The sequence below is a fragment of the Nostoc sp. JL23 genome (genome assembly GCF_017115065.1).
GTDB lineage: Bacteria > Cyanobacteriota > Cyanobacteriia > Cyanobacteriales > Nostocaceae > Nostoc > Nostoc punctiforme_A.
The window spans coordinates 19,064-39,011 of sequence record NZ_JABXKN010000129.1 but is presented as its reverse complement, the minus strand read 5'-3'; the positions used below and the strand labels follow the sequence as shown (position 1 = coordinate 39,011).

Annotated in this window: 18 protein-coding genes; 9 read left to right on the top strand and 9 right to left on the bottom strand. The window is 41.8% G+C overall.

The genetic code is table 11. The features are described from left to right. The first annotated feature begins 1 nt into the window (after position 1). The 4 genes from HWQ42_RS27140 to HWQ42_RS27125 all read left to right on the top strand — a co-directional run bounded on the left by HWQ42_RS27140 (position 2) and on the right by HWQ42_RS27125 (position 5,455). Complete coding sequence (locus HWQ42_RS27140) at positions 2–4,120, top strand: PAS domain S-box protein (protein WP_292817373.1); 4,119 nt, start codon at positions 2–4, stop codon at positions 4,118–4,120. 406 nt (positions 4,121–4,526) lie between these two features. After that, the gene (locus HWQ42_RS27135) at positions 4,527–4,745 is read left to right on the top strand and encodes a hypothetical protein (RefSeq protein ID WP_292817371.1); all 219 of its coding nucleotides are present in this window, start codon (positions 4,527–4,529) and stop codon (positions 4,743–4,745) included. Next, positions 4,742–5,011 carry a hypothetical protein gene (locus HWQ42_RS27130; RefSeq protein WP_292817369.1) on the top strand — a complete coding sequence of 90 codons (270 nt, stop codon included), beginning with the start codon at positions 4,742–4,744 and terminating at the stop codon, positions 5,009–5,011. The genes HWQ42_RS27135 and HWQ42_RS27130 overlap by 4 nt, the downstream gene beginning before the upstream one ends. A 60-nt stretch (positions 5,012–5,071) precedes the next feature. Further along, positions 5,072–5,455: a type II toxin-antitoxin system HicB family antitoxin gene (locus HWQ42_RS27125; protein WP_292817367.1), complete on the top strand. Its 384-nt coding sequence runs from the start codon at positions 5,072–5,074 to the stop codon at positions 5,453–5,455. 1 nt (position 5,456) lies between these two features. On the opposite strand, the gene HWQ42_RS27120 is transcribed toward HWQ42_RS27125, so the two are convergent. The 3 genes from HWQ42_RS27120 to HWQ42_RS27110 form a co-directional block, all read right to left on the bottom strand. Continuing rightward, the gene (locus tag HWQ42_RS27120; protein WP_292817365.1) at positions 5,457–5,888 is read right to left on the bottom strand and encodes an NUDIX domain-containing protein; all 432 of its coding nucleotides are present in this window, start codon (positions 5,886–5,888) and stop codon (positions 5,457–5,459) included. Positions 5,889–5,896: 8 nt separating this feature from the next. Next, complete coding sequence (locus tag HWQ42_RS27115; protein ID WP_292738492.1) at positions 5,897–6,349, bottom strand: DUF3531 family protein; 453 nt, start codon at positions 6,347–6,349, stop codon at positions 5,897–5,899. A 74-nt stretch (positions 6,350–6,423) separates the two neighbouring features. After that, a complete protein-coding gene (locus tag HWQ42_RS27110) occupies positions 6,424–7,380 on the bottom strand; it encodes a Sll0314/Alr1548 family TPR repeat-containing protein (RefSeq protein WP_292817363.1) in 957 nt (318 codons plus the stop codon). 309 nt (positions 7,381–7,689) lie between these two features. Here HWQ42_RS27110 and HWQ42_RS27105 point away from each other — a divergent pair, with 309 nt between their 5' ends. Next, complete coding sequence (locus HWQ42_RS27105; RefSeq protein ID WP_292817361.1) at positions 7,690–8,364, top strand: ABC transporter ATP-binding protein; 675 nt, start codon at positions 7,690–7,692, stop codon at positions 8,362–8,364. Positions 8,365–8,467: 103 nt separating this feature from the next. Beyond that, positions 8,468–9,202, top strand: a complete 735-nt coding sequence (gene rsmG, locus HWQ42_RS27100; RefSeq protein ID WP_292817359.1) for a 16S rRNA (guanine(527)-N(7))-methyltransferase RsmG — start codon at positions 8,468–8,470, stop codon at positions 9,200–9,202. Between the two features lie 344 nt (positions 9,203–9,546). Here rsmG and HWQ42_RS27095 read toward each other — a convergent pair whose 3' ends face one another. The 5 genes from HWQ42_RS27095 to HWQ42_RS27075 all read right to left on the bottom strand — a co-directional run bounded on the left by HWQ42_RS27095 (position 9,547) and on the right by HWQ42_RS27075 (position 12,812). Then, on the bottom strand, positions 9,547–10,338 hold the full coding sequence (locus HWQ42_RS27095; protein ID WP_292817357.1) for a superoxide dismutase: 792 nt from the start codon (positions 10,336–10,338) through the stop codon (positions 9,547–9,549). Between the two features lie 111 nt (positions 10,339–10,449). Further along, positions 10,450–11,571 (bottom strand): ABC transporter ATP-binding protein, encoded by a 1,122-nt coding sequence (locus HWQ42_RS27090; protein WP_292738500.1) that lies wholly within the window; start codon positions 11,569–11,571, stop codon positions 10,450–10,452. Positions 11,572–11,628: 57 nt separating this feature from the next. Then, on the bottom strand, positions 11,629–11,877 hold the full coding sequence (locus HWQ42_RS27085) for a hypothetical protein (protein WP_292817355.1): 249 nt from the start codon (positions 11,875–11,877) through the stop codon (positions 11,629–11,631). 31 nt (positions 11,878–11,908) lie between these two features. Continuing rightward, positions 11,909–12,058, bottom strand: coding sequence for a type II toxin-antitoxin system HicB family antitoxin (locus HWQ42_RS27080; RefSeq protein ID WP_292817353.1), 150 nt, complete (start codon positions 12,056–12,058; stop codon positions 11,909–11,911). A gap of 25 nt (positions 12,059–12,083) precedes the next feature. Then, positions 12,084–12,812, bottom strand: a complete 729-nt coding sequence (locus HWQ42_RS27075) for a GUN4 domain-containing protein (RefSeq protein WP_292817351.1) — start codon at positions 12,810–12,812, stop codon at positions 12,084–12,086. A gap of 276 nt (positions 12,813–13,088) precedes the next feature. On the opposite strand from HWQ42_RS27075, the gene HWQ42_RS27070 reads away from it, so the two are divergent. Next, entirely contained in the window at positions 13,089–14,510 is a 1,422-nt protein-coding gene (locus HWQ42_RS27070) for an NADP-dependent isocitrate dehydrogenase (protein WP_163939025.1), read from the top strand. 858 nt (positions 14,511–15,368) lie between these two features. On the opposite strand, the gene mtnA is transcribed toward HWQ42_RS27070, so the two are convergent. Further along, on the bottom strand, positions 15,369–16,448 hold the full coding sequence (gene mtnA, locus HWQ42_RS27065) for an S-methyl-5-thioribose-1-phosphate isomerase (RefSeq protein WP_292817350.1): 1,080 nt from the start codon (positions 16,446–16,448) through the stop codon (positions 15,369–15,371). Between the two features lie 456 nt (positions 16,449–16,904). Between mtnA and HWQ42_RS27060 the strand changes: the two genes are divergently transcribed. Both HWQ42_RS27060 and HWQ42_RS27055 read left to right on the top strand, forming a co-directional pair. Further along, on the top strand, positions 16,905–17,912 hold the full coding sequence (locus HWQ42_RS27060; RefSeq protein ID WP_292817349.1) for a DUF2235 domain-containing protein: 1,008 nt from the start codon (positions 16,905–16,907) through the stop codon (positions 17,910–17,912). A 78-nt stretch (positions 17,913–17,990) separates the two neighbouring features. Beyond that, entirely contained in the window at positions 17,991–19,622 is a 1,632-nt protein-coding gene (locus tag HWQ42_RS27055) for a peroxidase family protein (RefSeq protein WP_292817348.1), read from the top strand. The last annotated feature ends 326 nt before the right edge of the window (positions 19,623–19,948 follow it).

Here is a 19,948-nt window from a genome sequence, read left to right as displayed (position 1 = left end):
GATGACGGTGAAAGTACCTGAAAAAATTTTGATAATGCGTTATCGGTTCATAGCTTTTAGTGTGATGATTTTGGCAGTCATAACGGCACTACTTTTAACAAAAGTCTTACTGCCAGTTTTTGATCCGAGCGTATTCACTTTATTTTATGCTGCTGTGGCAGTCAGCGCTTGGTATGGCGGTATGAGGCTTGGAGTACTAGCGATCGCTTTATCTGTGACAACTGCGCTCTATTTTTTGATCGATCCAGTCTACTCTTTCGATTTCCTCAGCCTGAAAGTTCTGGTACGATTAACTACATTCTCACTAGTATCCTTCTTAATTACTGCGCTCTCTTCAGAGTTGCGAACTGCTAGACGCAAGGCAGAGACAAGCCTTAAGTTGTTGCAAAATAGCGAAATGCGGTTTAGCCGACTGGCAGAATCCAACATCATTGGGGTAATTGTAACTGATATGAACAACGGCTTCATTATCGAAGCCAATGATGCTTTTCTGAAGATGATCGGCTATACGCAAGAAGATTTCTCTGCTAACCAAATCAACTGGCGCCAGATTACTCCGCCTGAGTATCTTCTTTTGAGCGAACGTTCAGTGGAAGAAGTAAGAACTACTGGAATATGTAAGCCTTTTGAAAAAGAATACATTCGTAAAGATGGCGATCGCATTCCTGTTCTGCTCGGTTCTGTGATGCTGGGAGACACTCAAGAAACGGTCATTGCCTTTGTTATTGATTTGAGCCAACAGCAAGCAGCGCTACACGATCGCAAACAAGCAGAAGCGGCATTACAGCAAGCTAATCAGCGGAACACACGCACTCTAGAAAACATGAGTGATGCATTTATTACTCTAGACCGGGACTGGCGAATCATCTACCAAAATGCCGAAGCAGAGCGAATTAACGGTAAATCCCGGACAGAGGTCATTGGTAAGTCGCACTGGGAGGAGTGGCCTATATCATTAGGTACGAATGTCGAGCGTCAGTACCGACGGGCGATGGCAGAGCAAATTCCCGTCCATTTCGAGCATCACTACTACTTACCACCCAAGTATGACTTGTGGCTGGAGATTCACGCCTACCCTAGTGAAGATGGTCTTGACATTTTCTACCGCGACATCAGCGATCGCAAACAAATAGAACGAGCTTTGCGACAGAAAGAGGAACGTCTCAAGTTAGCTAACGAACGGTTTGAGTTAGCAGCATCTGCGGTCAACTGTCTGATTTATGACTGGAATATAAAACAGGATAGCGTTGAAAGAACTGATGGGTTAACCCGAATTTTGGGCTATTCCCTCCCAGAAGCTGAAGCAACTGGTAATTGGTGGTGTGAGCTTGTCCATCCAGAAGATTTGCCAAGCGTACAAGAGGCGATACTTGCTTTGGTAAATAGCGATCGCTATGCTGCCGAGTACCGAATTCGCCACAAAAATAATCAGTATATCTATGTATTAGATCAAGGGATAGTGGTGCAACGGGATGCTGATGGAAACCCGTTACGTTTAGTTGGCAGCACTACAGATATCAGCAAACGCAAACAGGCAGAGAAGGCAGTCCAAGCAAGTGAGGAACGGCTCAGGAGTTTTGTGAAAGCGAATATAGTTGGCATTCTCTTTGGTGATGTGAATGGTAGCATCACTGAAGCCAACGACGAGTTTTTGCGAATTGTCAGCTATACCCAAGAGGATATTCAAGCAGGTAGATTACGGTGGGCTGATATCACGCCATCGGAGTACCAATATTTAGACGAACTGGCTATTGCCGAGGCAACAGCGAAGGGAACCTGTACTCCTTACGAGAAGGAATTTATTCGCAAAGATGGTTCTAGCGTACCAGTTGTAGTTGGCTACTCACTTTTAGGAGAATCTCGGCACAAATCAGTTGCATTCATTCTGGATATTAGCGATCTCAAACAAGCTAAAAAAGCGCTGAGTCAGAGTCAAGAACAATTTCAAGCTTTTATGGACAATATTCCCGCTGCTGCATGGATTACGAATGCAGAGGGACGTGTACTTTACCTCAGTCCAACTTATTTCAGCACATTCAATGTGCCAATAAATAAAGCGATCAATAAAAACATTTTTGACTTATACCCAGTCCAAATTGCTCAACCCCTCTTGGATAACATTAGAATAGTTGCCGGGACTAATCAGGTTGTTCAAACGATTGAGTCTGCCTCACGCACAGATGGCACTCTTGGCGAATTTTTGGTCTATAAGTTTCCCATTGCCGATGCGTCTGGGCAATGCCTGGTAGGAGGGGTTGCAATTGACATTACCGAACGCGAACGCGCCCTTCGCGAACGTCAGCTTGCAGAACAAGCCTTACAAGAGCGCAGTGAAAGACTCAAACTACTTTCGGAAACGACTAGTGATTTGCTTTCAACCGAGCGCCCCTTGGATCTAATGAACAGCTTGTTTAGCAAACTCTCGGCGCAAATGGATTTACATTGTTACTTTCACTATTTAATCGATACACACGAAAATAAGCAGAAACTTCGATTAGTAGCTTGGAACGGCATTACTGATGAAGTATTTCAAGCAATTGAATACCTGGAATTTAATGAAGGGCTATGCGGACTAGTGGTACAAGAACGCCGTCAAATTGTCGTCAATAATCTGCCGCACTCTACCCATTCCCATGCTCACATCCTCCATGCTTTAGGAATTACAGCCTATGCAGGTCAACCGTTAATTGCTCAGGGAAAGCTGCTTGGTGTCCTCTCCTTTGCCAGTCGCACCCGTACCCATTTTACTTCTGGAGAAATAGCTTTATTACAAGCAACCTCCGATCAGGTAGCGGTTGCTCTAGAACGCGCTCAGTTAATGGCTTCGTTACAGCGACGGAAAGAAGAATTAATCCAAGCTAATCGAATCAAAGATGAGTTTTTGGCGGTGCTTTCCCACGAACTTCGCACGCCGCTAAACCCGATCTTGGGATGGTCGAAGTTACTGCAAACGAAAAAGTATGATGAAGCAACCACCACTCGCGCTCTCGAAACCATTGAGCGCAATGCCAAGCTGCAAACCCAATTAATCGAAGATTTACTGGATGTCTCTCGTATTCTGCAAGGTAAGCTGAGTCTGAATATTGCTACTGTGAATCTAGAAACTGCGATCGCCGCAGCAATAGAAACTGTACGTTTAGCCGCTGAAGCCAAATCTATCAATTTGCGATTTACGATTTTACACTTCGGCTTAGAAAATTCTCACAGAAATTTAGAATCTATCGATTTTGACAAGCAACCAGACAACCTCAAATCCCGAATTCAAGTTGCGCTAGAAGCGTACCAAAATAGCAACTCTAAATTTTTAGTAACAGGTGATTCTGGTCGCTTGCAGCAAGTTATTTGGAATTTAGTTTCCAATGCGATTAAGTTTACACCCCAAGGTGGACAGGTAGAAATTAGTTTAGAATCTGTTGGTTCTCAAGTTAAACTTCGAGTCAGTGATACAGGTAAGGGAATTAGCCCTGACTTTTTACCATTCGTCTTTGACTACTTTCGACAAGCTGATGGTGCAACCACTAGAAAATTCGGGGGACTGGGATTAGGATTAGCTATTGTGCGTCACATTGTCGAGCTACATGGCGGCACAGTGAAGGCAGAAAGTTTAGGTGAAGAACAGGGAGCAACCTTTACAGTCATGCTACCGCTGATCCAGGTAGATATAAATAGCCAGCAGATTACCTCTCTACCTGATGATTTGCCCGATTTCAATGGGTTGAAAGTTCTGCTTGTAGATGATGAGCGTGATACGCGAGAGTTAATTGCTTTCATTTTGGAGCAATCTGGTGCAGTAGTCATTCAGTCCGGATCTGCGATGGAAGCACTACGAATTATGCCTCAGTTTCAGCCAAATCTGCTGTTAAGCGACATTGGAATGCCAGAAGTAGATGGCTATATGCTGATTCGTCAAATTAGAGCGATGTCACCAGAACTGGGAGGGAAAATTCCTGCGATCGCCCTTACAGCTTATGCTGGTGAGGTTGATTATCAACAGGCAATTGCCGCCGGATTTGGGCAGCATATCACCAAACCAGTGGAGCCAGCTAAATTACTTCGAGCGATCGCTAACTTAATTTATAGTTCTAGCAATTTTTCCTCTAACCACAACATGGCTTATTAACAGTCTTGACTACCTCAGCCGAATTAACTGTAGCCACCAAAATCTTTTCGGGTGCTGTATCTCCCACTTAGACTGGCAGTCACCATATTTATGAAAACCCCGAAGTATAGAAAATCCTGTCAATTCCTGTTCACCGCAATCAAGATTTGAAAGTTGGAACCTTGAAAGGCTTGGTGAAAGCATTGGTATCTTTGGGTTTGTTTCAGGTACACCCATTAGGTTAGTTCAACCTCAACGTCTTTGCTTTTATTGTAGAACTGTCTCAAACTCTCTTAGTACTATTGAGAGAGATTACTTGCTCGTACTCAAACCTACTCTTCGGCTATGGAGTGATCGCACCCTAACAACCCCAACTAAGTGCAAGCAGAGATAATTTATAGTATGACTTTCGTAATAACTAACAACTATGACAGAGCTACTTGAACAAGCGATCGCTAAACTAAAAAACTTGCCTGCCAATGAACAAGATGCGATCGCGGCGATAATTTTGGAAGAACTAGAAGATGAACGCCGTTGGGATGAAGCTTTTGCCCGTTCTCCAGATATGCTTGCCAAACTTGCAACAGAGGCAATGGCTGAATACCGTGCAGGAAAAACTCAAGAGTTAGATCCAGATACATTGTGAAGTCACGTATAACCGCTCAGTTTCGTCAAGGGTTTGCTGATCTACCTGAGCAAGTTCAAGAGCAAACCCGTGAAGCATACCGCCTTTTCAAACAAGATCCGAGCCATCCAAGCTTGCGCTTCAAAAAAGTACATCCAGAACTACCAATTTATTCAGCACGGATTAGCAAAAATTATCGAGCGGTTGGACAGTTAGATGGAGATACTGTTATTTGGTTTTGGCTTGGTTCACACGCAGAGTATAACAAGTTGCTCTCTCAGTTGTAGCGACACAGTGCGATCGCGTACAGCAAATAGTTGAACTATTAAATTTAGAAGAGTGGATTGATGAAGACACTGAACCAGAAAAACCAGCAGATTGAGAAGCCGTCTTTAGAATATTATTTAAATCTTCAGTACCCTGTAACACTTTATCCCGACCCTGATGAAGGATATGTAGCTCAAATTAAAGATTTACCTGGATGTCTTACCCAAGGCGAAACCCTTGAAGAGACAATAGCAAATCTCAATGAGGCGCGAGAATTGTGGATTGAAACAGCTTATGAAGCTGGCGATGATATTCCTTTACCAAGTAGTAATGATAACTATAGTGGTAAACTCCTACTACGATTGCCGAAATCTTTACATCGACGTTTAGCTGAGACTTCTGAACGGGAAGGCGTTAGTCTCAACCAATATATTGTGTCTTTGTTGAGTGCGATTTCCAGATGATTTATAAATATTCAAAAAATACTTCAGGCACTAATTTGAATTCCCCAGATTTCAAGCGAGAGATATCTATCCATAACGCTCTATGTTTATGATGTGGTGATTCGGAAAAGACTAAACTTTCTAGTTGATAAAATTTTGAATCAGCAAAGTCACATTGATAAAGCTGAATAATTTCATGACCTTGCCTACCATTAAATGTAAACAGGTTCTCTATACAACCTAGATATTTAATATTTTTTAACTCTGCTTGAATTTCCTCTTGAAATTCCCGTTCTAAGGCGGCGTAGCTGGTTTCACCAAAATCAACACCACCGCCTAAAGCCCGATAAAATGTTTCTTGTTTTACGGGATCATAGCCTTCAGAAAGAAATATGCGATCGCCATTCCGAATTAGCCCCAATGCTATTACCCGAATTTCACCTGCTTTATTCATTTTGGTAACTAATTATCATAAATAGACTGAGGACGACTTTCGCTATCCTCAATAGGCCAATCTGGATTTTCACCACCAACGTACAATTCTTCAATGGTGACATATTCCTGACTTAGCTGGGTGAGAGCGTTGATTAAAATATCCAGAGCGATCGCATCACTGGTTCCTAAGTCAAACCAACAACGTCCCCACTGTCCCTCATATTCAAACTCACCGATGTTATGCATCAGTGCTAGTAGGCTTTTGTCATAGCCTTGCTCATCATAATTCATGTAGCTGATATCGAGTCCAGTGTCCTGCACCTGGAGATTTTCTGCATTAAATGCACCCAATTTACCTAAATAAAACCAGGAATTGAAAACTTCTTCTACATACTGCTTTTCACGCGCAGAAGGATTTGTACTGAATTTCAGCCAAATCCACATATCAAAAGGATTAATTTCGCGGAACTGAATCTCCATTTTGGTCTAATATCTCAAGTACTCTTCTGCAAATAAGCATATCAAAGTAGGGAGTGGAGAGTGGGGAATGAGGGTTAAGGATTCTTCAAGCTAACAGCACTTCTGCGTTCACGCTCAATTTGTTTGACTAAATCGCCTGGGAGTTGGGATTTTTTAGTTAATGCTTTGTCAAAATTAGCGATCGCTTCCTGGATTATCTGCTGGCTTTTTTCTTTTTGCCCCAGTTGTTTAAGGATTTGGGCTTTGAGATAATAAATTTCTGGATTATCCGATGTGGTTTTAATCGCCCGGTTGACATACTCTAGTGCCTGTGGATACCGTTTTAAATCCCGATAAGCAAGAGCAATACCCCGATCCACTAAATACCCAGGAGCAGCATTTTGTTCTAAACGCCGAATTGCCTGATCTGGGCTAGCAAAAGGCAAATTAACCGCCAATAATAAATCCATATAACCCTTGATTAAATTCAGTTCTGGATCGTTGGCAGAAATTACTTCAGCTTTGTCTAAATATTCATAAACTTGCCGCAGCCGGCCCAAGGCTTGGGGTACACCGTTGACTGTACCTTGACGGGTAATAACTACTGCACCTTCTAAAAAATGACCAACAGCAGTGTATAAATTACCACGCAATGGATCGGTAGGAATCAGTTTTTGTCCTGTTTCTAGAGTTTTCTGACTGTATGTATCGAGTTTAGCCCAATCCTTATTTCCGTATGCTAAAGATGCTTTCATAGCATAAGCTAGAGGTTCATTTGGCTCTTTGGATAGTGCTTGTTCCAGATAACGATCTGCTGCTGGATAGTTGCCCTGTTGGAAAATTGCTTTAAAAGCTGCTTCTGTTTGGTCGCCAATTTGATGAGGTTCGCGATCGCGAAACGGATCGCCAGCCAGGGAGGGATTTACCCAGACATTAAGTGCGATTGCCCAAGGGGCAACGCCAAAGGCGAAGGCAACTGCAAAAGCAGTCTGAGCAAAGGCAGTGAGTTTAGCAGACACTACTAATCGAGGCGAAGAAAACCTTTTAGTCATTTTAACCCTCAGAATAATTGCGGTTGAAATAGTTGTATGTGTTACTTAGAATGCAAAAATGGTTAATTTCAACTTGCCTCTGCTTCAACCAAAATTTTTTTATATATTGGTAATCTTTCCATGTTTTCAGGCTTGCTCTAGCCATTATTTCAGGCTTAGTCTGCCACAATGGAGAAAAAGTGGATAATTCTTGCTGCTAAATTAAGGTGTTAATCCAGGTAAGGCGCTATAAATTGTTTTTCCAGAATTTTCCAGACATTCTCAGTGTAAGTAATCAGTAATTTGCTGACTTTTTGGTAATCTTAACAAATGCTTTATCTCCGAAATGTAAATTATCATCCTACAGCGTGCCCAACAGCGATTCTCAAATCGATCAATTTAGAATTAGCACCCCAGCAGCTAGGTCTGATTATTGGCCCAAGTGGTTCGGGTAAAAGTACCTTACTAGAAATTTTGTCGGGACTAGCCGAACCCACTACTGGCGCACTCTTCTGGCGAGAACAAGAACTTCTAGCCGAACAGCTACAACAATTAGCCGGGTTAGTATTTCAGTTTCCAGAGCGACACTTTTGTGGTGGTTCGATTTTAGAAGAATTACGTTTAGGACATCCTGAGTTAGGGTCAGAACGAGTCAGACAGGCCCTAAGTGAGGTGGGATTAGAGCATTTATCGCTTTCCGCTGCCCCTCATGCTTTGAGTGGTGGTCAGCAACGACGTTTAGCTTTGGCAGTGCAATTAATTCGCCAGCCAAATTTACTGTTATTAGATGAACCCACAGCTGGTTTAGATTGGTCAATGCGTCGGCAACTGGTAAATTTATTAGCGAAACTGAAACAAGATTGGACATTGTTAATAGTGACACACGATGCTGGGGATCTGTTAGCGATCGCAGACCGTTGCTGGACACTCAATCACGGCGAACTAGAATCAGTAGACCCAAAGACACTAGAATCCAAAGCTAAAGAACCTCTACCAACGGTGTGAGAGGAGAGCAGGGGGAGCAGGGGAGCAGGGGGAGAAGGAGAATAACTATGCTCAATGCCCCATGACAAATGACAAATGACAAATGACAAATGACAAATGACAAATGACAAACCTATTGCCTGAAATGGCAGAAATCTGGCAGCAAACTCTTAATTGGCAACCAACTGTCCAACAGCAAGCGCAATTCCAAAAGCTTTATGAGTTAATCCTAGAAGGTAATCGCCAACTCAATTTAACTCGGATCGTTGATCCCCAAGAGTTTTGGGAAAAACATCTCTGGGATTCTCTACGAGGAATTGCACCTCTGTTATCAGCAAATTTCTCGTCTGCTTCCCCTGCTCTCATCGATATTGGTACAGGTGCGGGTTTTCCGGGTGTTCCCGTAGCAATTACTGTAACTAATTGCCCAATTACTCTTCTCGATTCCACTCGGAAAAAAATTACTTTTATCGACAATATATTAAGTGAACTTGCCCTTACCAATGCCAAAACTTTTGTTGGTAGAGCGGAAGAAATCGGTCAGCACCGCCAACATCGACTAGCTTATGATATTGCATTGATCCGTGCTGTAGGGGCAGTTTCTGTCTGTGCAGAATACACCCTACCACTTCTCAAACAGGGAGGTTTAGCTATAATTTATCGCGGTAATTGGACTGAGGATGAAACAGCTGCTTTGCAGAATGCTGTGAAGCAGTTGGGTGGCGTTATTGAATCAATCGAAAAATTTACGACACCCCTGAGTCACAGCATCCGCCACTGTGTGTATTTGCGTAAGGTAGCTACCACTCCAGCTAATTTTCCTCGTGCTGTAGGTGTACCGACTCAAAAGCCTCTTTGAGGGGTAAGTGCCAATACGGTTCAGTTAAGGCTAAAACTCTTTGTCAAAGTCAATTTTTTTTACGAACCACAGAGGCGCAGAGGGCACTGAGAGAAGAAAGCAATGCTTAACTGAACTGTATTGGGGTAAGTGCGGGAAAAAGGACAAAATAATCCAAGCGATTAGAAATCGCGGCTACACAAACTCTCGTCCACCAGCGCGGACTAACGCCAAAATAGGGTTTCAAATTTAATCTGACCAGAGTAATAAAAGAGCGTTAGATTATCACATCATAAAACTGGCAACAGAAACAATATTCTGTCGCCAATTTTTAAGCACCTATAACTCTAAATTATTGTCTGGTTTCAGGCAAGTTTACTTGCTGCTGCAAACCGCTTGTTTATCTCATCCCAATTAAGCACGTTCCACCAAGCATCTAAATAATCGGCGCGGCGATTCTGGTAATTGAGATAATATGCATGTTCCCATACATCATTACCCAGGATGGGATATTTACCTGCACTTAAGGGAGTATCTTGATTAGCTGTAGTTGTCACTTCTAACTTGCCACCTTTGTTACGTACTAGCCAAACCCAGCCACTACCAAAACGACCAGCACCAGCTTCATTAAACTGTTTTTTGAAAGCTGTAAAAGAGCCAAAACTTTGATTAATTGCGGAGGCTATATTTCCTGTTGGTTCTCCACCACCTTTCGGCTTCATAATTTGCCAGAACATTGAGTGGTTGACATGACCGCCGCCATTATTGCGTACTGTTCTACGAATATCTGGTGGCACATTGTCAAGTTTTTGCAACAGTTCTTCAATAGTTTTACCTTTGAGTTCTGGATGTTTTTCTAAGGCTGCATTCAGATTTTTCACATAAGTTGCGTGGTGTTTGTCGTGGTGAAATTGCATCGTTTTAGCATCGATGTGTGGTTCCAGTGCTTCGTAGGCATAAGGTAAAGGCGGTAGTTGGATAGCTCCTGTTGTATTTGGAGTTGTATTTGGAGTTGTATTTGCTGTTACGTTGGGAGTTACGTTGAGAGTTGCAGTGTTTCCATTAGGAGATTTCTCTGCCAATGCACAAGCATCTAATGCAAAAGCACCCGCACCTGATGTAAGTAAAAACAAGAAATGGCGTCGATTAATAGTCATATAACTTTTTGCAGCTAATCCATTAAGTCTCTATTGCAGTTTTTATTTTCTTAGATTCTGGCTACAAAAAATTGGAAGTTGACGATTATTTCTGGCAGTTTAAGAAACTCTTTATAAGATTCTGTCCCCAGTTTTGGGATCAAATACAAACAACTGATTTAAATCGAGCTGTAGAGAAAGGCGATCGCCTGGACGAAGACGCACATCACCGCCTACCTGAATATTCAACATCACCGCCGAACCAGGTAAACCAGCGCGAATCAAAGTTTCTCTTCCCAAAGGTTCTACAACTTTCACTTCAACTAATAATAATTCTGAGTTTTGAGTGCTGTTATCGGTAGCGGGGCGTTCAGCCTGTTCTGAGTCAGTGTTTATGTTTATATGCTCTGGACGAATCCCCAAATCATAACTGTGTCCTTGACGTAACTGTAATTTTTCTTTCACGTCTGCTGGAATTGCTAATAACTGCCCACTCACATCAAAACTATTATTTTGATAAATTGCAGGCAAAATATTCATTGGTGGACTGCCTAAAAAAGTTGCCACCATCTGATTAGCAGGACTTGCATAAATAGTTTGGGGATCGCCGATTTGTTGAATCCGCCCGCGATTTAGTACGACAATTTTATCAGCCAAAGTCATCGCTTCAACTTGATCGTGGGTGACATAAATAGTTGTAATGCCTAATTCTTGATGTAACTGTTTCAATTCTGCCCTGGTATCATCGCGCAGTTGGGCATCTAAATTAGATAAAGGTTCATCAAGTAAAAACACTTGGGGTTCACGAGCGATCGCTCTTCCTAATGCTACTCGTTGCTGCTGTCCCCCAGAAAGTTGTTTGGGCTTACGATCTAGCAGATGATCCAGAGAAAGCGATCGCGCCACATTCATCACTCGTTCTTGAATGATTTTTCGGTCAACCTTCCGCATTTCCAAGCCAAAGCCGATGTTTTGCGCCACACTCATGTGAGGATAGAGAGCGTAGTTTTGGAACACCATCGCTACATCCCGTTGTCTGGCTGGGATATTATTCACCAAGCGATCGCCAATAAAGAGTTTGCCAGATGTAGCGGTTTCTAAACCCGCGATCGTTCGCAAAATTGTAGATTTACCACAACCCGATGGCCCAACTAAAACCCAAAATTCGCCATCAGGAATTTCAAAGGTAATGTCCTCAATAGCGGTAACGTTATTGAATCTACGCTTAATATCTTCTAGACGAACGTTTGCCATTATCTAATTTGATATTTTCAGTTTGGGATCTGCGGTTAAGTAACCTCCAATTCAGCACTAGGGGATTTTATCAGCCCCTTTAGAGGAACTGTGAGGCTGCTTTGTAAGTGCAGAAACTTGGTTGTCCTGCACAACTCTAATCAGAAATCTTAGAGCCTCATTCACGGCATCGGTATTAGGAAAAACCTCTGCAACATAAGGTTCTAAACAAATTGTTGTCTTACCAAAGCTATTTCGTTCAGGGCCGAACTTTCTCACTTTTAGGTTCTTTAAGTCATACTCCGATCGCAGACTACAGCATGACATTTCTGACTTCTCAGACATCCTCTAAACAAAGTTAAATTACTTCTTTCATATTAGCCATCAACTCATCAATTGTTTCTCCTTGACTGTAACAGGCTTGTAGCTGAGGTACTTCTCCGACATAGTAGCCATCTTCATCCCGTTCAATGATGACGTAGAATTCTCGGTTCGTGGGATTGATCATAATCTATTTGTCCGTAGACTTAAAATCATTTTTCTGGATTCTTCGACCAAGCTGGGTGAGAAAGTAAAGAAGCAAAAACTCGTACTCCCCGAAGTTGATTAGAAAGGGGTAAGTGACCTTTAGGCGCACTCAAATCCCAGGTAAACTCGTTAGGGTATCGCGTCCAAGTATTACCTGCTTTCCAGCCAATTTTCGGCCAGAAATTCTCCCAATTTTTACCCAAACTTAGCCAGATTTCTCGCTGCACTGAAAAACCAAATTTACCTTCGGAGTGAACTAACCAGAGGTTGTTAATGGTTTGCAAGTCAACAGCCGAGGTATTTTCTACTTCAGTAAAATACAACCATTTTCGTTGTACAGCCGTTGGCCCTGATAGTTCGCACATTTTTTCGATGGTGACGCGATCGGCTGCTTGAAAGTCTTGAACAGCCAATAGCTGTTGCAAAGAATTGTAGTTAATCCCGCACTCTGATTTTAGAGGTACAATTCCTTCAGGAAAAGAGGAGCGCAGAAATTCTTTGACTTGAGGTGCGTCAGAGTTGTATAGGACTTGATAAGCTTTGCCATCAACCCAAGTCGCTGCGTTTTCACGTCGTTTCAGTAAAAATTCCATCAACACGTCTAATCCCTCATTACCCAACTCAGCTAACTGTGGGATTATCTGTTGTTGGACTTTTTCAGACCCAGCGATTAACGGTTGTCGGAGGGAGTCGATGTCATTTGCAGGGCCTGATAAAATCATTGGGTCTGTCATGCCATTCTTGTGTTAACGGTCAGTGAAAGAGCGGTAAGCTATCGGGCATTCTCTAAAGTGAAGCATTGATAGCGAAAAGTAGTTTACTATTTTTGATCGTACAAAATTGCGATCGCTTCACTGAAATCCCACACTTAATCCCCAAATAATGTACAAGGGGAATAGGGGGAAAATCTGTGCCTTATGGCTTGGTGAACAAAAGACATAGCAAAATATACAAGCCTGCCACATAAAGATTTTTTGAATAGCAGCGTATCGATTAGGAGTGTGTGAACGATGTACGAAAAGATTACCCCCCCCGCAGCCGGAGCCAAAATCACCTTCAAAAATGGTGAACCAATCGTACCGGACAATCCAATTATCCCCTTTATTCGTGGCGACGGCACAGGTATAGACATTTGGCCTGCTACCCAAAAAGTTCTCGATGCTGCGGTAGCCAAAGCATATAAGGGTCAGCGTCAAATTAGCTGGTTCAAGGTTTACGCTGGTGATGAAGCTTGTGATTTATACGGAACTTACCAGTATTTACCTCAAGACACTCTCACAGCAATTGAAGAATATGGTGTAGCTATTAAAGGGCCTTTGACTACTCCCATTGGGGGAGGAATTCGTTCTTTAAATGTGGCATTACGGCAAATTTTTGACTTGTATGCTTGCGTGCGTCCTTGCCGTTACTATGCAGGTACGCCCTCACCCCACAAAAATCCCGAAAAGCTGGATGTAATTGTTTATCGGGAAAATACAGAAGATATTTATTTAGGCATTGAGTGGCGACAAGGTAGCGAAATCGGCGATCGCTTAATTAAAATTCTCAATGAAGAATTAATCCCCGCCACCCCAGAACATGGGAAAAAACGCATTCCTCTTGATTCTGGTATTGGCATCAAACCCATCAGCAAAACTGGTTCCCAGCGCCTAGTTAGACGTGCCATCAAACACGCCTTGCTATTGCCCAAAAACAAGCAACAAGTGACTTTGGTGCATAAGGGCAACATCATGAAGTACACCGAAGGGGCTTTCCGCGACTGGGGTTATGAACTAGCAACCAGCGAATTTCGCCAAGAAACTGTCACTGAACAGGAATCTTGGATTTTGAGTAACAAGGAAAAAAATCCCAATATTTCCTTGGAAGAAAACGCCCGCCAGATTGAGCCTGGGTTTGATAATCTTACCCCAGACAAAAAAGCGCAAGTTGTCAAGGAAGTTGAAACTGTTCTTAACACAATTTGGGCAACCCACGGTGATGGCAAATGGAAAGAGAAAGTTTTGGTGAACGACCGGATTGCTGACAGTATTTTTCAACAAATCCAAACTAGACCGGATGAGTATTCGATTTTGGCGACGATGAACTTGAACGGCGATTACTTGTCTGATGCCGCCGCCGCCATTGTTGGGGGATTGGGAATGGGACCAGGGGCAAATATTGGTGATTCTAGTGCCATATTTGAAGCTACCCACGGCACTGCACCCAAACACGCTGGCTTAGATCGGATTAATCCGGGTTCAGTGATTTTGTCTGGTGTGATGATGCTGGAATTTATGGGCTGGCAAGAAGCCGCAGACCTAATTAAGAAAGGTTTAAGCGATGCGATCGCAAATAGTCAAGTCACCTACGATTTAGCCCGGTTGCTAGAACCGCCAGTTGAACCCTTAAAATGTTCTGAATTTGCCGACGCAATTATTCAACATTTTGGTTAATTCTATTAGGGTTAATTAGTCACAATTCGAATTACCCCACCCTAACCCTCCCCGTATGTATTGGGGAGGGAACTGGATTTCTTGTTTCCCCCCTTTGCATCAGGGGGATTAAGGGGGGTAATTTGACTTGTCTATACAACAACCCTAGCTTTTTTAGAGGGGTTAGGGGGGATCAACAAATATTTAATACTTCTCAGACATCCTCTGATAAATCTAGAACTAGCCCTTTCAAGGTGAGTAAAAATTTTGCTCAAAAAATTCCTCTTTAATCTCTTAACTCTGTGTTCTCTGCGTCTCTGTGGTTAAATAAATTACTTTTAAACCGCAGAGGCACAGAGAGCGCAGAGAGAAAAATAGAGATTTTACGAGTCACTTTGAAAGGGCTGGTTCTAAAATCAACCATTTTAAACTAGCGAAATAGCATTTTATTTGCAAAAACACCAAAATCAGAAAGCAAACTGGGGTTTGAGAAAGCAAAAGCTTATTTTGAGAAAGTAATTGCGGATTTTGCTTATTGAATTTAGTCAAAATATGAAGTTTAGATAAAATTATTGAAAAAATTGCTGATAAATTTTGAACCGTCAGATTTTAATACGGTTTGGATAAGGTTTTTTGATGACACGCCCTAGATCGCAAAGACGCGATAAATCGCCGTCTTTACAAGAATCAGTCCTTTGTAGAGACGGCGATTTATCGCGTCTCTTGCCTTAACCAAACCGTATTGCGTCAGATTTAAAACTAGTAAAAAAACAAAATCCCCGGCTTTTCTAAAAAGTCGGAGATTTTTTTGGGGCAATCTCCTATAAAGTTTCCCTTATTCGGATTTAGAGTGATCGAGAACTTGGCGCAAGTTCTCGATTAATTCGGATTTAACCCAATCGTTAATTGCTTTAACTGTGATTTTGCTAATTTATCAGGTGCGATCGCTCCATTCTCTGTAATGATGGCTGTAATTAACTCAGCCGGAGTCACATCAAAAGCTGGGTTGTAAAAATCTACACCTTCAGGTGTGAGAATAGTATCGCCAACTTGATAAATTTCTGTTGGTTCGCGTTCTTCAATGGGAATTTGGCTGCCATCGGCTAATTCAAAATCAACGGTGGAAAGGGGTGCAGCGACAAAGAAAGGGATATTATGAGCTTTAGCTGCGATCGCCACACTATACGTACCAATTTTATTAGCAGTGTCGCCATTAGCAGCAATTCGATCAGCACCCACAACTACAGCATGAATCAAACCCTGTTTCATGCAATGGGCTGCCATATTATCAGTAATTAATGTCACTGGAATACCTTCTTGCACACATTCCCAAGTGGTGAGTTTTGCGCCTTGTAAGCGAGGACGGGTTTCATCGGCAAATAAACGTTCTAAACGTCCTTCCCTCCAAGCAGAACGCACCACACCTAAAGCTGTGCCATATCCAGCAGTAGCTAGCGCCCCAGCGTTGCAGTGAGTAAGCAAAGTTAGCTTTTCTGGGGTAGACGGTAAAACAGCCAAACCATGATCACCAATTGCTTGACAGGTTTGCAAATCTTCAGAGTTGATTGCTTGGGCTGTTTGGAAAAGGGTTTGCTTAATCTCTTCTACCGTTCCCAGCGTTTCGTAGGCGGCTTTTAGCATCCGGCTAATTGCCCAAAATAAATTTACTGCCGTCGGACGAGTAGAACGCAACAACTGGGCTACTTTATCCAAGTGTTGCAAAAATTCGGTGCGATCGCTTGTTTTAATTTCCCTTGCACCAAGATACATTCCATAAGCCGCAGCCACTCCAATTGCTGGCGCACCTCGCACAATCATGGTTTTAATCGCCCGCGCCATATCTTCACTGCGGTGAATTTCCACAAATGTATATTCATTCGGTAAGCGTGTTTGGTCAATTAGTGAAACTGAGTCATTGTGCCAAATAACGGGATAAACCTGGTTTGTGGAAGGTGTCATAGAAAAAGGTCGTTAGTAAAGGGTCAATATTTTTTACTTTAATGCACTTAGATGATTTCATTTTAAAAAACAAAATTCAATTAAGGGATTTCCAAGAAATAAATTATCCAAATAAACTAACCACAGAGACGCAGAGAACACAGAGAGAAGAGAAATAGAGAGAATTTTTGCGTCAGGTTTGGGATATTGTTTTATTTGGAAGTCCCTAACTATTTTTAGCTATTGATAATTTTGCGGCGTGGGTGATTACTTAATATTTATTTATTTAATTTCCTGCTTAACTGTCTTAACTGTCCTTGCATTCTCGTTAGAAAAGTGAGAGGATATTTCGCTAAAGCATTTATCAAATATCAGCGTTTCTGAGTTGATATATAAAATGCTTTTGTCCTAACTAAATGGCAAATTTACACTTTGATAAAAGTTTAACTAATTATTCAAAGCCTTTGAAATAAAACTATGAAACGTCTTGTTATTTGCTGTGATGGAACTTGGCAACAGTTAACCAGTCGTTATCCAAGCAATGTGGTAAAGCTAGCTCAATCTGTGAAATCGATTGCCAGTGACGGGGTTACACAAATCGTCTTTTATGACGAGGGCATTGGAACCGAGGGTCAAAAGGTTTTAGGCGGAGCTACCGGACTAGGAATCGATAGAAATATAGAAGATTGCTACCGATTTCTTAGTCTCAATTATGTTTCTGGTGACGAAATCTATTTGTTCGGCTTCAGTCGTGGTGCTTACACAGTTAGAAGTTTAGCGGGCATGATCTATTGCTCTGGTCTTCTAGATCGGCCCCATGTTACTAAAGCCCATGAAGCCTACGAGCTTTACCGTAACCGAAATATTAAACCCAAAGATAATCTAGCAGTAGAATACCGACAAGCTTATGGCGATCGCGTCCCTATCACCTTACTCGGTTGTTTTGACACCGTTGGTGCTCTTGGTATTCCTGGGATACCAGCCTTTAGTAGGTTAAGCAAACAGCTTAATATGCGCTACAGATTTCATGACACTACTTTAAACAAATGTGTTCAGAATGCATTGCACGCAATGGCGATTGACGAAATCCGTGAAATCTTTGATGTCACTCCCATGAAAAAGCATCCTGATGCTGAAAACCAGCGGGTGATTCAAAAGTGGTTTCCAGGCGTACACGGTTGCGTTGGTGGTGGAACCGAAGAACACAGTGGGTTATCAGATGCTGCCTTACAGTGGATGATTGATTCCATCAGTGTACTCGAATTAGGGCTTGACTTAGATCCAAATGTGATTCCGACAGGCATCAACCCTAATTATGAATGTGACTTTAAGAACGATGCTGGATTCTTTAAATTAGCAGGAATTAAGTTTCGTGAGGTCAGCGATGTCATTGAAGACCTTCATGAAAGTGCGATCTACCGTTTGAAAAGTCGCAAGGACTATCGACCAAAAAATTTACAAAAGATTATTTCAAAACTGAAATAAGTTGAATGAATTTGGCTAATCGAAGCAGAGAAAATTCGAGTGCATTGAATCCAAAACTGAAAAAAAGTAAAAACAATTATGGCTGGAAAAAGAGATACATCTAAAGACGGGTTAGGTAACAAAATTCAAACATTAGTTTTAACAAACTTTAAACCGATTTGGAAACTTCTACAAAGTAACGAATCTATAAAGCGTAAAGTTAACAAAACTCTACTCAATAGTCTCATCTACAAAATTCCGACTCGTCCTAATGCCTACAGCATGATGACTCTAGATGAGTATATTCCTGATACTAAAATTCCTAAGAAAACTGATGCTTATACTTCCTGGGAATCACTCAACGATCGCACTTATACCGGACGACATCTACCACCCGATCCCAAGTTAAATGCTGAGGGCAACTTACCAAAAGTAGAAGACCTAGCTATTTTATTTCGTAAAAGAGATGGTAAAACCATTTATTCTACCAAATCAACTATGCTGTTTCCCTATTGGGTGCAGTGGTTTACTGATAGTTTTCTCCGCCTCGATCACTATAATAAATTAAAAAATACTTCCAACCATGAGATTGATTTGTGTAATGTTTATGGTTTAACCAGAAAACAAACACACCTTTTAAGAAGCTTTGAAGGAGGTAAACTAAAATCTCAAAAACTTAAGCGCCAAGATGGTGTAGAAGAAGAATATCCCTTGTTTTATTATGCCGATCCAGCGCAGGGTAAAGTTGACGCTCAATTTGAGGGTCTTTATGAACCTGTCAATGATGAAAAAAGGCAACCCGTAGAAAAAAAACAATATCTGTTTGCGATGGGAGTAGAACGAGCAAATGTGCAAATTGGCTATGTCATGCTCAATACTCTATGTTTTCGGGAGCATAATCGTCTTTGCGATGAATTAGCAAGCAATTATCCAGATTGGGATGATGAACGCCTCTTCCAAACCGCGAGAAATATTCTCATGGCGATTATTCTCAAAATCATTATGGAGGAGTACATTAACCACATAACTCCTTATCACTTTAAGTTGTTTGCCGATCCTGAAGCTTTTACTAAGGAAAGTTGGCATCGTCCTAATTACATGGCAATTGAGTTTGACTTTGTTTATCGCTGGCATAGCGCGATTCCAGAAACTTTTAAATATAACGGGAAACCGACCCATATTGCTGCATCTCTCTGGAACAACAAGATGTTCATCGATCAAGGTTTGGGCGCATTGATGGAGGAAACTTGTTCTCAAGCAGGTACAAAAATTGGTTTATTCAACACGCCTGATATATTGGTTGAGTTAACCGAGTTACCCGCGATTAAACTAGGACGGCAACTGCAATTAGCAAGCTACAACGATTATCGCCAATTGTGTGGTTTCCCCAGAGTGACGAGATTTGAGCAAATTAGCGGCGATGAATTTGTTCAAGAGAAACTCAAAGAATTATATGGTCATGTTGATAATATTGAATTCTTTGTGGGGCTTTACGCCGAGGATGGGCGGAAAAATTCAACTATTCCTTCCCTAGTAGCACGCTTAATTGGGATTGATGCCTTTTCTCAAGCGCTAACTAATCCTTTACTATCACCCAATATCTTCAATGAAAAGACTTTTTCTCCTGTGGGTTGGGAAATAATTCAAAATACCAACACAGTTTCAGATTTAGTTAATCGCAACGTCCCTCGCTCAGACAGAAAGTACAAAGTTACTTTTGACCTTCAATAAACATTGGCTTTGAGTGCGATCGCTTTACCCCTAAGTAGGTAGACATAATTAAATATAAAATAAACTCCTAGTTTGTAGTGAGCGATTTATCGCTCAGAGCAAGGATTATCAGGACTAAAGTCCTTACTACAAACAATAAATTTATTTATGCCTAGATACTTACTATTAAGCAAGCTATGCGTAGCGTCTTGTATGGTGGAGCGATCGCTCTTAACAATACCTTTATCACTCCGTCACCAAAACTTTCGCAATTTCAACATAATTATCGAAACTGATTAGAAAATAACTGCAAGCGATGCTTACGGCGGGATGCGCCTATGTACTTT